Annotated in this window: 15 protein-coding genes and 1 pseudogene; 9 read left to right on the forward strand and 7 right to left on the reverse strand. The window is 72.6% G+C overall.

Features of this window, described 5'->3' with window-relative positions:
• Positions 1–18 precede the first annotated feature (18 nt).
• The 3 genes from otsB to GA0074694_RS12080 form a co-directional block, all read right to left on the reverse strand.
• Positions 19–843 (reverse strand): trehalose-phosphatase, encoded by an 825-nt coding sequence (otsB, locus tag GA0074694_RS12070; protein WP_091457089.1) that lies wholly within the window; start codon positions 841–843, stop codon positions 19–21.
• A gap of 76 nt (positions 844–919) precedes the next feature.
• Positions 920–1,273 (reverse strand): hypothetical protein, encoded by a 354-nt coding sequence (locus GA0074694_RS12075; protein ID WP_091457093.1) that lies wholly within the window; start codon positions 1,271–1,273, stop codon positions 920–922.
• A 160-nt stretch (positions 1,274–1,433) separates the two neighbouring features.
• Positions 1,434–1,874, reverse strand: coding sequence for a helix-turn-helix domain-containing protein (locus GA0074694_RS12080; RefSeq protein WP_091457097.1), 441 nt, complete (start codon positions 1,872–1,874; stop codon positions 1,434–1,436).
• A 263-nt stretch (positions 1,875–2,137) separates the two neighbouring features.
• Here GA0074694_RS12080 and GA0074694_RS12085 point away from each other — a divergent pair, with 263 nt between their 5' ends.
• The 6 genes and pseudogenes from GA0074694_RS12085 to GA0074694_RS12110 all read left to right on the forward strand — a co-directional run bounded on the left by GA0074694_RS12085 (position 2,138) and on the right by GA0074694_RS12110 (position 7,640).
• A complete protein-coding gene (locus GA0074694_RS12085) occupies positions 2,138–2,482 on the forward strand; it encodes a hypothetical protein (protein ID WP_091459030.1) in 345 nt (114 codons plus the stop codon).
• Positions 2,483–2,519: 37 nt separating this feature from the next.
• Positions 2,520–2,840: pseudogene (locus tag GA0074694_RS12090) on the forward strand (hypothetical protein); the annotation flags it as partial.
• Between the two features lie 579 nt (positions 2,841–3,419).
• Complete coding sequence (gene phoH2 / locus GA0074694_RS12095) at positions 3,420–4,826, forward strand: RNA 5'-3' helicase PhoH2 (RefSeq protein WP_091457103.1); 1,407 nt, start codon at positions 3,420–3,422, stop codon at positions 4,824–4,826.
• Between the two features lie 276 nt (positions 4,827–5,102).
• Positions 5,103–5,798, forward strand: coding sequence for an aggregation-promoting factor C-terminal-like domain-containing protein (locus tag GA0074694_RS12100; protein WP_091457106.1), 696 nt, complete (start codon positions 5,103–5,105; stop codon positions 5,796–5,798).
• A gap of 133 nt (positions 5,799–5,931) precedes the next feature.
• Positions 5,932–6,573 (forward strand): rhomboid family intramembrane serine protease, encoded by a 642-nt coding sequence (locus tag GA0074694_RS12105; protein WP_091457110.1) that lies wholly within the window; start codon positions 5,932–5,934, stop codon positions 6,571–6,573.
• A gap of 98 nt (positions 6,574–6,671) precedes the next feature.
• Positions 6,672–7,640 carry an NAD(P)/FAD-dependent oxidoreductase gene (locus tag GA0074694_RS12110; RefSeq protein ID WP_091457113.1) on the forward strand — a complete coding sequence of 323 codons (969 nt, stop codon included), beginning with the start codon at positions 6,672–6,674 and terminating at the stop codon, positions 7,638–7,640.
• Positions 7,641–7,668: 28 nt separating this feature from the next.
• Here GA0074694_RS12110 and GA0074694_RS12115 read toward each other — a convergent pair whose 3' ends face one another.
• A complete protein-coding gene (locus GA0074694_RS12115) occupies positions 7,669–8,355 on the reverse strand; it encodes a TetR/AcrR family transcriptional regulator (protein WP_091457116.1) in 687 nt (228 codons plus the stop codon).
• Positions 8,356–8,496: 141 nt separating this feature from the next.
• Between GA0074694_RS12115 and GA0074694_RS12120 the strand changes: the two genes are divergently transcribed.
• On the forward strand, positions 8,497–9,441 hold the full coding sequence (locus GA0074694_RS12120) for an NAD-dependent epimerase/dehydratase family protein (protein WP_091457119.1): 945 nt from the start codon (positions 8,497–8,499) through the stop codon (positions 9,439–9,441).
• A gap of 41 nt (positions 9,442–9,482) precedes the next feature.
• Here GA0074694_RS12120 and GA0074694_RS12125 read toward each other — a convergent pair whose 3' ends face one another.
• Complete coding sequence (locus GA0074694_RS12125; RefSeq protein ID WP_425413592.1) at positions 9,483–10,451, reverse strand: DMT family transporter; 969 nt, start codon at positions 10,449–10,451, stop codon at positions 9,483–9,485.
• Positions 10,448–11,479: a class II fructose-bisphosphatase gene (gene glpX, locus GA0074694_RS12130; protein WP_091457123.1), complete on the reverse strand. Its 1,032-nt coding sequence runs from the start codon at positions 11,477–11,479 to the stop codon at positions 10,448–10,450. The genes GA0074694_RS12125 and glpX overlap by 4 nt, the downstream gene beginning before the upstream one ends.
• A 184-nt stretch (positions 11,480–11,663) precedes the next feature.
• Between glpX and GA0074694_RS12135 the strand changes: the two genes are divergently transcribed.
• Positions 11,664–12,305 (forward strand): DUF4245 domain-containing protein, encoded by a 642-nt coding sequence (locus GA0074694_RS12135; protein ID WP_091457127.1) that lies wholly within the window; start codon positions 11,664–11,666, stop codon positions 12,303–12,305.
• A gap of 104 nt (positions 12,306–12,409) precedes the next feature.
• Entirely contained in the window at positions 12,410–13,231 is an 822-nt protein-coding gene (locus tag GA0074694_RS12140) for a hypothetical protein (protein WP_091457134.1), read from the forward strand.
• Between the two features lie 45 nt (positions 13,232–13,276).
• Here GA0074694_RS12140 and GA0074694_RS12145 read toward each other — a convergent pair whose 3' ends face one another.
• Positions 13,277–13,489 carry an exodeoxyribonuclease VII small subunit gene (locus tag GA0074694_RS12145; protein ID WP_091457137.1) on the reverse strand — a complete coding sequence of 71 codons (213 nt, stop codon included), beginning with the start codon at positions 13,487–13,489 and terminating at the stop codon, positions 13,277–13,279.
• Between the last annotated feature and the right edge of the window lie 5 nt (positions 13,490–13,494).

The following is a 13,494-nucleotide window of genomic DNA, read 5'->3' on the forward strand; positions in this document are numbered from 1 at the left end:
CGGTGACCGGCAGACGGGTCAGCGCAGCCGGGTGACGGCGTCGCTGAGGAAGTCGCCGAGGGCGGCCGGTGAGTCGATGGTCAGGTCGGCGGCGAGGGCGACCTCCTGCCCGGTCTCCTGGTTGGCCACCGCCACGCAGACCCCGACGAAGTCGGGATCCGCGGCCGCGCGGGCGCGCAGCGCGGTGAACGCCTTGATGTCGGAGACGTCGTCGCCGAAGTACCAGGCTCCGGCGGCCGAGCGGACCGCCTCGTCGATCACCATGCCCTTGTCCCGGTCGACCGGGGGCTTGATCTCCAGCACCATCCGGCCGGCCTGCACCCGCAGCCCCAGGCGGTCGGCCTGGGCCCGGCCCCAGCTCTCCACCGCCTCGGCCAAATGCGGCGCGGTGCGGTAGTGCAGGGCCACCGAGAGGCGCTTGAACTCCACCAGGGTGCCCGGGGGCAGTTCACCACGGGCCAGATCGGCCAGTTCGGCCATGGTGGGCACCCAGGGCAGGGCAGCCGGCTCGGTGACCGTCTCGCCGCCGGAGTGGCTGTGCTCCAACCCGTAGAGGCCGTAGAGGTCGATACCGACAAGCCCGCCGAAGTGGTCGCGCAGGAACTCGACCGGGCGGGCGGAGACGATCGCGACCCGACGAACGACGGGCGCGAGCGCCTCGAGCGCGGCGAGGACCTTCGGAGCGGGCTCGACCGCGGTGGGATCCTCGTCGACCGGGGCGAGAGTGCCGTCGAAGTCGAAGAAGAACACGTAGTCGCCGGCCCGCTCGGCGGTCACGGCCCAGGCACGGGCGGCGTCGAGCGGCGTCGGCGGCTCCTGGTTGCCCGGATTCAACGGCGGCACGCGCGTCAGCGTACCCGCAGGAGGGCGGTGCATTCGCGGTCGCGAGAAGCGCGTCCGCTCCGCCCGGTGGCGGCGCTCAGCGTTCGGCGGCTCCGCGTCCCCGCCGCCCGAACGGCACCACCGCGGCCTCCCGGTCGTGACTGAGCAGGTAGCCCTCGACGAAACCGGCGTTCCGGTCGCCGGTGTGCGCCTCGATCTCGTTGAGCCGGGCCACCAGGAACTCGGTGAGCGCGGTGAGCCGGTCGTTGAGCCGGTCGTAGAGGTCGGCGAGGACGGCCAGGACGACCGCCGTGCCGGCCGTGGTCAGCGCGAAGAGGTTCACGATCAGAGGGAGCTGCCCGCCGTCGATCGCGCCGATCACCACGTTGCCGGTCACCGACAGTGTCACGGACACCGTCGCGACCAGGACTGCCAACCACTTCAGGGTCATGGACAGACCCCTCCTTCTGTCCCGCAGGGCTGGGTTCGGCCTTGTCCCGTCCCCCCGCCGACGACGAGCCCAAGCAGTTAGGGGGACGCTAGCGCGCGAACCTGCCGCCCGATGCGGAACGGCGATTTACCAGTCGGGGTTCTTTTCACCATCTGGAGAACTAGCCGGCCCGTTTGTCCGTATTCCGGGCGCTCCCCGGCAGCGGCGGACGGTAGGCGAGGTACCGGACGGTCTCCCGGATGTGGAACTTCTCGAGGTCGGAGACTCCGGGGTCGACCAGGCGGCGCAACAGCGCCTCGACGTCCGGGTCCATCGGCGGGGTGTCCGGCCGGCGGCGCAACGGGCCCGTCCGGTCCCAGCCGAGCACGGCGAAGGCCGCCGCCGGATCCAGCCCGAGCCCCTCGCAGAAGGAGACCACCCGGGCGGCCTCGGGGTCGCTGCTCCAGTCGCCGCGGACCCACCGGTTGATGGTCTGCCGGGAGATGCCGGTCCGGCGGGACACCTCGGTGCCGCTCCAGGCCCGGGTCGCCCGCACGTCGTCGAGCGCCCGGCGCACGAAGGCGGCGAATTCGATCTTGCGCGCGTGGGCGTGGTCGGTCACCCGACGACGGTACGGCCAGCCGTCCGCCGTGTCGTCGTGAGACGCGCTCTTGTCACGTAGATGTGACACCGTCTTCGCATTCGACCCCGGCGGGCGGATCCCGGTGCTACTGCCGTGACATGGGCGGGAGTCGTGATATCGAGTGTGGTCCCAAACACATCGGAAGCTGCTACTGTCACGCCTATGGGACAATTTGCGGTGTGTCGCGTGTCTGGGGCGACCCGTCCCGGCCACGCCGCCACGCCAGCTACGAGGGGGGTGTGGTGACCGAACTCGCAACCCGTGCCCAGGCGTTCGGCCTGGTGGCGGAGGGGGTGGCCGCGGGTCTGAGTGCCCCGTGGCGCCTCTACCTCGCCCGGGGGTGCCGGCACGTCTCGCTGAACGTCGCGGACCGCACCGAGTGGGACGCCTGGCGTGCCCATCTCGGCTGCCCGGAGCTGAGCGTCCGGGTCTACGACGCCGGGGGCCAGATCCGGCGTGCCTCGGTGGCGGAAGTCCTCGTGGACGGCTGCCGGATCAGCGTCGAACTGGTCGAGGAGGTCAGCACCGACGACCTGGACCGGCTGCTCGTCGTCGACCCCGCCCCGCCCGCCCCGGAGGAGCGATGATGGCCCGTCCCGGCCCGAGCCCCGCCGGAGCCGCCGGATGAGCCCCTTCTTCGCGGTGTTCCTGGTCCTGCTGCTCGGCTCGACCAGCTATGCGGCCGGACGGCTGCACGGCCAGCTCAGCTACCGGATCGGTTACCGGTTCGGCTATCGCCAGGGCTACTTCGACGGGGACCGGGGTGCGTGGAACCGGAGGCGTCGGGAGGCGCAGGCGGCCCTCGCCTCGGCGCTGGCCGTCCCGCCCGGTGCCGCCGCCCGGTCCGGCGCCCCGGTCACCCGGGCGGGCACCACGTACACCGGATCGGCGTTCGCGCCGGCCGGAACCACCCGGGGGGCTGCGGCCGGGGCGTACCCCGGAGGGCGTCGGCCGGGCGCGGCGGTCGGCGTCGGCCGTCCCACCGTGACCGTCGGCGCGGGCCAGTCGACCGTGACCGTCGGCGGACGGTACCCGACCGGGACACTGGCCAGCCGGCACGGTTGAGCCGACGACGACCGCCGCCCGGCGGACCCGGAGCGTCGCCCGCGACGCGCCGTGGACCCCGCGTCCCACCGGGCGCGGGGCCGGGGCCGGCCGGGGTGCGCGCAGGGGGCACACATCCCGGCCGGCGTCCCCGGACACCGTGCCCGCAGCCATCTGCGGGCCGGGCCGGGCACCCGGGCCCGAACGGGTCCGCGTCGCCCCTCCGGTGGAGGCGACCACGACCATCGAACCCGTCGCCGACCAGGATGTTCGTCCACTGCTCGATTGAGATCCATCTTCGCCTCTAGCCGGAACGGGCGCGGCGACGCTAGCGTCTAGTCATGGCGCGGGGTTCTCCCGGGCCAGCCGGCCAGCCCGGATCTGCGACCTCGCGCACGGGGCCCGCATCCGACCCCGTGTCCCCGGGCACCGGAGGAGGCGGAACGCGGGTGGCGGGTGCCCATCCGTCGGAGCAGGCCTGTGACGACTCGTCGTACCCCCGCCGGTGGCGATCAGACCCCGGCCGCGACCACGAACACCCGCCGGACGACCCGGAGCCGCCGTGCGGCGACGGGCGCCGCCGAGCCCGGGGAGCCCCGACCAGAGGTCTTCGTCCTGGACACCTCGGTCCTGCTCTCCGACCCTGCGGCGTTCCACCGGTTCGCCGAACACGAGGTGGTCCTCCCCCTCGTGGTGATCTCCGAGTTGGAGGGCAAGCGGCACCATCCGGAACTCGGCTGGTTCGCCCGGCAGTCCCTCCGCATGCTCGACGAGCTGCGGATCACCCACGGCCGGTTGGACCACCCGGTGTCCGCCAACGACGAGGGCGGCACGCTGCGGGTCGAGCTGAACCACACCGACTACAACGTCCTCCCGCCCGGCTTCCGGACCGAGTCCAACGACGCCCGGATCCTCGCCGTGGCGCTCAACCTGGCCGCCGAGGGGCGGCGGGTGACGCTGGTCAGCAAGGACATGCCGCTGCGGGTCAAGGCCGCCGCCGTCGGGCTGCGGGCCGACGAGTACCGGCACGGCCAGGCGAGCGACCCGACCTGGACGGGCATGGCCGAACTGGAGGTCGCCGAGGAGCAGATCGGCCAGCTGTACGGCGGTGAGACGCTCGACCTGGACGGCGCGGCCGGACTGCCCTGCCACACCGGTCTGCTGCTGCACTCGGGCAACGGCTCGGCCCTGGGCCGGGTCCTGCCGGACAAGACCGTACGGCTGGTCCGGGGTGACCGGGACGCGTTCGGCCTGCGCGGACGCTCCGCGGAGCAGCGGATCGCCCTGGACCTGCTCCTCGACGAGTCGGTGGGGATCGTCTCGCTCGGTGGCCGGGCGGGCACCGGGAAGTCCGCCCTGGCCCTCTGCGCGGGCCTGGAGGCGGTGATGGAACGCCGCCGGCACAAGAAGGTGGTCGTGTTCCGGCCGCTCTACGCCGTGGGCGGTCAGGAGCTGGGCTACCTGCCGGGCTCGGAGGCGGAGAAGATGTCGCCCTGGGCGCAGGCGGTCTTCGACACCCTGGGCGCGGTGGTGCACGAGAACGTGCTGGAGGAGGTCACCTCCCGGGGCATGTTGGAGGTGCTGCCGCTGACCCACATCCGGGGGCGGAGCCTGCACGACGCGTTCGTCATCGTGGACGAGGCACAGTCGCTGGAGCGGGGGGTGCTGCTCACCGTCCTCTCCCGGATCGGCCAGGGCTCCCGGGTGGTGCTCACGCACGACGTCGCCCAGCGGGACAACCTCCGGGTGGGTCGGCACGACGGGGTGACCGCAGTGATCGAGGCGCTGAAGGGGCATCCCCTGTTCGCGCACGTCACGCTCAGCCGCTCGGAGCGGTCGCCGATCGCGGCGGTGGTGACGGACCTGTTGGAGGACATCCCGAGCTGACTGCCGAGTAAAACCTATTTTGCCACTATTTGCATAGTGGTGCAGATCACATTTGCGGCGTGTGGTTTCCCAACGGCCCCACGGTGCGCGATGGTGTCCCACGAGCGCCCGCGCACCAGAAAGATCGTTGGTGATCATTCGTCACAGGGGCCGGGGATCACCGGCCCACGGTGCCGGCGGTGACCGGCACGGTCGGGGCGCTCACGGCGCGGGTCCGCCCGGTGCTGACCGGGATCGGCCGCGCCGTGTCCTTGCCCCCGACGAAGGGACCTCTTCGTGAGTCGGCTGTGGAGCCGGTTGGGTGCCCGAACCGCCGCTGTCGCGTTGCTCTCCGTGGGTGTCGCCGGCGGCTTCTACCTGGGCGAAGACCGCCAGACCCGGCCATCGGACGCGACCGCGCAGGTCGGCCGGGTCGAGATCGAGCAGTCGCGGTACGCGCAGACCGAGCACGTCGTCGAGTCCGCGAGATACCAGACCGAGCTGCGGTCCGCGCAACGGGCCGAGGCCGCCGCCGAGCTGGCCGCCCGCAAGGCGGCCGCCGAGCGCGCGGCCCGCAAGAAGCGCGAGGCCGAGGCGAAGGCCAAGGCGGCGGCCGAGGAGGCCGCCCGGAAGGCGGCGGAGAAGACCTCCAAGCCGTACGACGGCCCGATCCCCGCCTCGTGCAGCGAGTACAGCGGCAACCGGAAGATCGGCTGCGCCATGCTGGTCGACGCCGGCTTCGGCATGGACCAGATGCCCTGCCTGGACCGGCTCTGGAACAAGGAGAGCGGCTGGAACCACCAGGCCAGGAACCCCTCCTCCGGCGCGTACGGGATCCCGCAGGCGCTGCCGGGCAGCAAGATGGGCTCGGCCGGCGACGACTGGCAGACCAACCCGGCCACCCAGATCGAGTGGGGGCTCGGCTACATCAAGGGCCGGTACGGCACCCCGTGCAGGGCCTGGGCGCACTCCCAGGACACCGGCTGGTACTGATCCGGCGGACCTGACCGGCGGGGGTGGGTGGCGATGCCGCCCACCCCCGCCGCCGTCTCCGCCCGGGGTGAAACCGCAGCCCGGCGGGGCGGTCGGGTGGCGGTTGGTCGCCAGAGCTGATAGCTACTTGTGGGTGACTTTCGACGGCGGCCCGTCGGGCGATGCCAACCGGTTCGGCACCGAGGCGTTCTACGCCTCGCTGGGTCGGGCCTTCGTCGCGATGTGTGCGGTGGTCCCGGTGCTCTTCCTCGTCGAGGCACTGGACGTCTGGCTGGACGCCGGCTTCGACCCGGCCGCCGGGATCATCCCCAAGCGGATCGACGGGCTGGACGGGGTCTTCTTCTCGCCCTTCCTGCACCACGGCTTCGACCACCTCTACAGCAACAGCATCCCGCTGATCCTGCTCGGCACCTTCGTGCTCGCCGCCGGGGTCCGGCGCTACCTCTGGTCCACACTGGTGATCATCCTGGTCAGCGGCTTCGGCGTCTGGTTCACCGGGTCGTCCAACTCGATCGTGGTCGGCGCCAGCGGGGTCATCTTCGGGTACCTCGGCCTGCTGCTCACCCGAGGTGTGGTGGAGCGCACCTGGTGGAACTTCGCGGTCGTGCTCCTGGTCGGCCTCCTCTACGGCTGGCAGCTGGTCGGCATCCTCCCCACCGACGAGCGCATCTCCTGGCAGGGGCACCTGTTCGGGCTGGTCGGCGGGGTGCTCGCCGCGGTGCTGTTCCGCCGCCGTCCGGGGGTGGAGGCGGGGTACCCGCTCACCACGCCCTGAGCGTTTCCCTGATGGGACGTGCTTGCCCCGGACGATCGACACCCCTACCGTCGAAATCAACCTGGGTTGATACTTCAGCGGAGAGTGACGGTACGCGGATGCGTGAGGTCGATGTCGCCATAATCGGGGCCGGCCCGTCGGGCCTCTACGCCGCCTACTACGCCGGGTTCCGGGGGCTCTCGGTGGCCGTCGTCGACGCCCTGCCCGAGCCGGGCGGGCAGATCGCCGCGATGTACCCGGAGAAGATGATCTACGACATCGCCGGCTTCCCCGTGATCAAGGGGCGGGACCTGGTCGCGAACCTGGTCGCCCAGGCCGCGACCGCGTCGCCCGAGTACCTGCTCGGCGTCCGCGCCGAGCGGCTGGAGTACCAGGACGGCCGGCCGGTGCTCGGCCTCGGCGGCGGCGAGCGCCTGCACTGCGGCGCGGTGATCGTCACGGGTGGGCTCGGTAGCTTCACCCCGCGTCCGCTGCCGGCCGCCGTGGGCTTCGCCGGCACCGGGCTGGTCTACTTCGTCCCGCAACCGGCCGCGCTGGCCGGTCGGGACGTGCTCATCGTCGGCGGCGGCGACTCCGCGTTCGACTGGGCGGCGGCCCTGGCCCCCCTGGCCCGGTCGGTCACCCTGGTGCACCGGCGGGAGCGGTTCCGCGCGCACGCGGCCAGCGTGGCCCGGGTCCACGAGCTGCCGGTGCGGATCGTCGTCAACGCCGAGGTGACCAAGCTGCACGGGGACACCGTGGTGACCGGCGCGGACGTCGCCGTACGCGGCGGAACGGCGGAGACCCTGCCGGTGGACGCGGTGATCGCCGCACTCGGCTTCACCGCCGACCTGGGGCCGCTGGCCGACTGGGGTCTGCACCTGGACCGGCGGCACATCGTCGTCGACAGCGCGATGGCGACCAACCTCCCCCGGGTCTACGCCGCCGGGGACATCACCGAGTACCCGGGCAAGGTCCGGCTGATCGCCACCGGCTTCGGCGAGGCGGCCACGGCGGTGAACAACGCGGCGGTGGCGATCGACCCGGCGGCGCACCTCTTCCCCGGGCACTCCTCCGACGGCACCTGACCAGCACGCCCCGGCCGTCCGGGGTCGGTCAGGGGAGGCCGATCAGGTCGGCCATCAGGGTGACCTGGTGGTCGAAGTAGGCGTCCCGGTGGGGCAGGGCGTTGTTGATCCGGCCGAAGACCTCGAAGCTGATCAGCCCGAAGAGCTGGGTCCAGCCGGCCATGCCCCGGGCCAGCAGCGCCTCCGGCACATCGGCACGCAGGGCCGCGCCGACCTCGGCGAGGTCGGTCCGCAACGGCTCGGGCAACTCGTCCGGGGGCGCGGTCAGCCGCCCGCTGGCGAGCCCGTCGTGCAGGATGCCGACCAGGGTGGCCGGAGGGCGCTGGGCCGGTCCGACCGTGTCGGTGGGGGCGGAGTACCCGGGCACCGGGCTGCCGTAGAGCAGTGCGTACTCGGCCGGGTGCTCCAGCGCCCAGCGCCGGGCCGCCCGGCAGCAGGCCGTCCAGCGTCCGCGTAGGTCGGTCGGGTCCCGGTCGGCGTCGGCCGCCTCCACGACCGTGCCCAGCGCGTCGTACGCCTCGACTATCAGCACGGTGAGCAGTTCGTCCCGGCTGGGGAAGTAGCGGTAGACCGCCGAGGAGACCATGCCCATCTCCCGGGCCACCGCGCGCAGCGACAGGTTGGCGCCGTCGGTGGCGAGATGTCGACGGGCGACGGCCTTGATCTCGGCGATCATCTCGGCGCGTACCCGGGCGCGGATCGAGGGTGCGGGCATGGACTCACTCTGCCATGACAAGAGCGGCAACCAAAATAGAGAGCACTGCTCTTGACGGAATGTGCTGGCCGGATGCAGGATGGAGACAGCGAAAGAGAACAGTGCTCTCTGTTTGAATCGCCGTAACGAAAGGCGGCTGTTGTGTCCACTCACGTGATCGTCGGTGCCGGTCCGGTCGGTGTCGCCACCGCCCGGCTCCTCGCCGACCAGGGCTGCCGGGTGCGACTGGTCAGCCGGCGCGGCCGGGGGCCGGAGCACCCGGCCGTCGAGCGGATCGCCGCCGACGCCACCGACGCCGACCGGCTGACCGCCCTGGCACAGGGAGCGGTCGCCCTCTACAACTGCGCCAACCCGGCGTACCACCGCTGGCCGACCGACTGGCCCCCGATCGCGGCGGCGCTGCTGGCCGCCGCCGAGCGCACCGGCGCGGTGCTGGTCACCGCCGGCAACCTCTACGGCTACGGCCCGGTCACCGCGCCGATGACCGAGCGGACGCCGCTGCGGCCGAACAGCGTCAAGGGCGCGGTACGCGTGCGGATGTGGACCGAGGCGCTGGCCGCGGACCAGGCCGGACGGGTCCGGGTCACCGAGGTGCGCGGCTCGGACTACCTCGGGGCGGGTGCGCACTCCGCAGCCACCACGCTCGTGCTGCCCCGGGCCGCGACCGGCCGGCGGATCGTCGTACCGGCCGACCCGGACGCCCCGCACAGCTGGACGTACGTCGGCGACATGGCCCGTACCCTCGTCACGGTCGCCACCGACGAGCGTGCCTGGGGCCGGGCCTGGCACGCGCCGAGCCCGCCGCCGCTCTCGGTACGCGGACTCGCCGTACGGGTGGCAACCCTGGCCGGTGCCCGACCGCCCCGGATCACCCGGCTGCCCGCGCCGGTGCTCACCCTCGGCGGGCTGGCCAGCCGCGAGGCACGTGAGATCCGGGAGATCGCCTACCAGTTCTACCGGCCGTTCGTGCTCGACTCGACCGCCGTCACCGAAACGTTCGGGCTCACCTGCACCCCGCTGGACGACGTGCTGGCCGAGAGCCTGGCCGCGCCGACCGCCGCCGGCCCGCCCACCCCCGTCCGCTGAGGCGCCCTGCTACCACCTCAGCGGCGTGCGCGACCACCAGCTCACCGGCGCACCTGCGGGCCGATCGCGGCAATCACCACGGCGACCAGGGTGAGGGCGGCCCCGAAGAGGGCCGCCGGTCCGGGACGCAGAGCCGCGGTGGGCAGCCCCACGTCCAGCAGCACGGCCCCGACGATCTGACCGGCGATGGACGCCAGACCGAGCAGGAGCACCCCGGTGAACCGGACGATCGCCGCCGCGATCGCGATGAACAGGATGCCGATCGGGCCGCCCAGGTAGAGCCACGGCTCGGTGGGGAAGCCGCCGGCCGGTAGGCCCCGTACCAGCAGGTCGACGGCGAACGTGGCGAGCAGCGTCAGCGTGCCGACGGCGAAGCTGACCAGCGTGGCGGTGAGCGCGCTGCCCGAGGCCGCCCGCACCTGGCCGTTGACCGCCTGCTGCCAGGCGATGCTGACCCCGGCGAGCAGCGGCAGCAGGGCCAGCGCCAGCAGGCCGGGCTCGCCCAGCCGGTCGCCGACGGCGACGAGGACCGCCAGCACGGCCAGCGACGCGCCGGCCAGCCGGTTGGGGGTCACCGGCTGCCGCCCGGTCGGGCCGACGCCGGCCCCGTCCACGACGAGGCTGCTGCTGGTCTGCCCGGCCACCACCGCCACGGTGAAGACCGCGACCCCCAGCGTGCCGATGGTGAGCCCCTGCGCGGCCACGAAGAACGCGCCGCAGGCCCCGCCGAGGCAGTGCCACGGCCGCAGCGACCCGTCCCGGAGGGTGGCCCGGAGGCGGTGCAGCCCCCGCCGCCCGGTCGGGGTGGCAGGGACCAGCACCAGCAGGATCAGGAGCCCCGTCCCGAAGGAGACGACCGCGGCGACGATCCCGTCGCCGAGGCGTACGCCCAGTTCGCCGTTGATCCGAGCCTGTAGGGCCACGGTGGTGCCGGAGAACACGGCGAGCCCGACCCGGGTGAGCCGCACGGCCGTCGACGGGACCGTGTCGGCCTCCCGGGTGCCGGTCACTCCTGCTCGGCCAGCGGGCGGCCGTCGAAGTCGATGGCCGAGTAGAGCGCCAGCTTCTCTAGGCGGTGGTAGGAGTCGATCACCCGGATCGTGCCGCTCTTGGAGCGCATCACGATCGACTGGGTGTACGCCCCACCGGCCCGGTAGCTGACCCCGCGCAGCAGGTCACCCGAGGTGACGCCGGTGGCCACGAAGAAGCAGTTGTCCCCGGTGACCAGGTCGTCGGTGGAGAGGACCCGGTCCAGGTCGTGGCCGGCGTCGAGGGCCTTGGCCCGCTCGGCGTCGTCCCGGGGCCAGAGCTTGGCCTGCATCATGCCGCCCATGCACTTCAGCGCGCAGGCGGCGGTGATCCCCTCCGGGGTGCCGCCGATGCCCATCAGCACGTCGACGTCGGACTCGCCCCGGGCGGCCGCGATGGCACCGGCGATGTCACCGTCGGAGATGAACCGGATGCCCGCCCCGGTCCGGCGGACCTGCCCGACCAGGTCGTCGTGGCGGGGGCGGTCCAGTACGCAGACCGTCACCCCGGAGACGTCGGTGCCCTTCACCCGGGCGATCCGGCGCAGGTTCTCGGCGACCCCGGCGTCGATGTCGACGACGTCCGCGTACGCCGGTCCGACGGCGAGCTTCTCCATGTAGAAGACGGCGCTCGGGTCGAACATCGCGCCCCGCTCGGCCACCGCCAGCACCGCCAGGGCGTTCGGCATGCCCTTGCTCATCAGCGTGGTGCCGTCGATCGGGTCGACCGCCACGTCCACCTCGGGGCCGCTGCCGTCACCGACCTCCTCACCGTTGAAGAGCATCGGGGCGTTGTCCTTCTCGCCCTCGCCGATCACCACGACGCCCCGCATCGGGATCGAGTTGATCAGTTTGCGCATGGCGTCGACGGCTGCCCCGTCCCCGCCCTCCTTGTCGCCCCGTCCGACCCACCGCCCGGCGGCCATCGCCGCCGCCTCGGTGACGCGGACCAGATCGAGGGCGAGGTTGCGGTCGAGATCCTGGGGGATCCGCGTCCTGGTGTTCGTCATGACGGCTCTCCTCCTCGCGACGGTGCGGGGTGGACCGGCGGGATGCGGCCGTCGCCGCCGCCGGCTTTGTCACTGATCCTCACACGGTGGCCAGCGAAACGTCCTCACCGGTGGTCAACCTAACGCCGTAGCCGGTCGGAGGTGGCCTGGATCCGGCCAACCCGGCGGCTGCGAAGATAGGGGGGTGGAGCCCGCAGAGCGCGTACCCGCCGATTCGACCCCGCCGGACGGCCAGCCGCCGCTGACCCCACCCGGGACGACGACGCCACCGCAGGGACAGCCCCCGGTGCCCCCGGTGCCCGCGAGCGGGCGGGCGGCGCGTTCGGAGCGTTCCCCGAAGGACATGGCGATCTCGCTGCTGGTGCTGCTCGTGCCGATCGCCCTGCTGCTCGCCTTCTACCGGGGTTTCCTCGGCGGCGAGGCGCCGACCGTCGTCGACCCGGCCCCCGCCGTCGAGCAGGCCCGGTCGGCGAACGCCTTCCCGGTGGTCGAGCCGGCCGGTCTCGGCTCCGGCTGGCGGACCACCACGGCCCGGTTCCAGCAGACCGACCAGGGAGCGAGCCTGCGCCTGGGCTACCTGACGCCGGAGGGGCGCGGGGTCCAGCTCGTGCAGAGCAACGTGCCGGTGGAACGGCTCCTGCCCCAGGAACTCACCGACCGTAGCCAGCCGCAGGGCGCGCTCGACCTGGACGGCCGGAGCTGGCAGCGCTACACCGCCCGGGGCAACGAACGTGCCCTGGTGCTCCTGGAACCGGCCCGGACGGTGATCGTGGTGGGGGACGCGACCGAGAACGAACTACGCGAGCTGGCCGACGCCGTACGGTAGGGTGCGCGCCGGACTGGGTACACACTCCCAGACGGGCATCCCGTTTCCCGGCATCCCCCCATTCCGGCGCCGGGTCGCGCCGGACGACAACTGGAGACGTCCACGTGAAGATTCGACGGTGGAGCGCCGGCGTCCTCGCCGCCTCCCTGCTCGTACCCGGCCTCACCGCCTGCAAGTCCGACGGCACCGAGTCGGCCGCGCCGACCGCCAGCAGTTCCGCGGCCACCTCGGCGATCCCCTCGGACGCGAAGGAGGCGCTGCTCGCCTCGACCAAGGAGATCAGCAAGGGCAACTTCAGCTTCACCATCAACGGTGGCGAGCTGAACGGCACCGGCAAGGTGCACGCGCCGACCAAGAGCGCCGAGATGTCGATGACCGGTGGCGACGCCGCCTCGGCCGACCTCACCATGGAGATGCACCTGGTCTTCATCGACACCGACGCCTGGGTCATGATCCAGTTCGGTGGGTCGATGGCCACCGCCATGCCGAAGCAGGCCACCTCCGGCAAGTACCAGCACCTCGACCGCTCCCGGATCAAGGGCATCGACCAGTTGGAGTTCGACTTCAACGACGTCGACCCGGCGGGCAGCGAGGCGCTGACCAAGGCGATCACCGAGGTCCGCAAGACCGGCGACGGACTCTACGCGGGCACCATCGACGCCACCAAGGCCACCGACTCGGAAATCCTCGACGCCGACGTGCTGAAGGCCCTCGCCGGCAAGGCATCGGCGCTGCCGTTCACCGCCAAGCTCGACGCCCAGGGCCGCCTGGTCGAGCTGGGCCTGGAGGTCCCGGCTGCCGGGAGCGCCCCGGCGCAGAACCTGGTCGTCACCTACGCCGACTACGGCACGACCACCGCGGTGCAGAAGCCGCCGGCGGACCAGGTCGTCGAGGCGTCCGAGGACGTGTACAAGATGTTCAAGTAGTCCACACTCGGGTGCGGGGCGGACGTGGTCCGCCCCGCACCCGTTTCAGGCGTCGGCGTCCTGCCGGGCGGCGTCGATGCGCGCGCGGGCGCCGTCCAGCCAGTGCTGGCAGATCTCGGCGAGCCGCTCGCCCCGTTCCCAGAGCGCCAGCGACTCCTCCAGCGACGTGCCGCCGGCCTCCAGCCGTTCCACCACCGAGGCCAGTTCGGCGCGGGCCTGCTCGTAGCTGAGCTTCTCGGGGTTCTTCTCCGCAGTCATCGCCT

The organism is Micromonospora inyonensis (genome assembly GCF_900091415.1).
Taxonomy (GTDB): domain Bacteria; phylum Actinomycetota; class Actinomycetes; order Mycobacteriales; family Micromonosporaceae; genus Micromonospora; species Micromonospora inyonensis.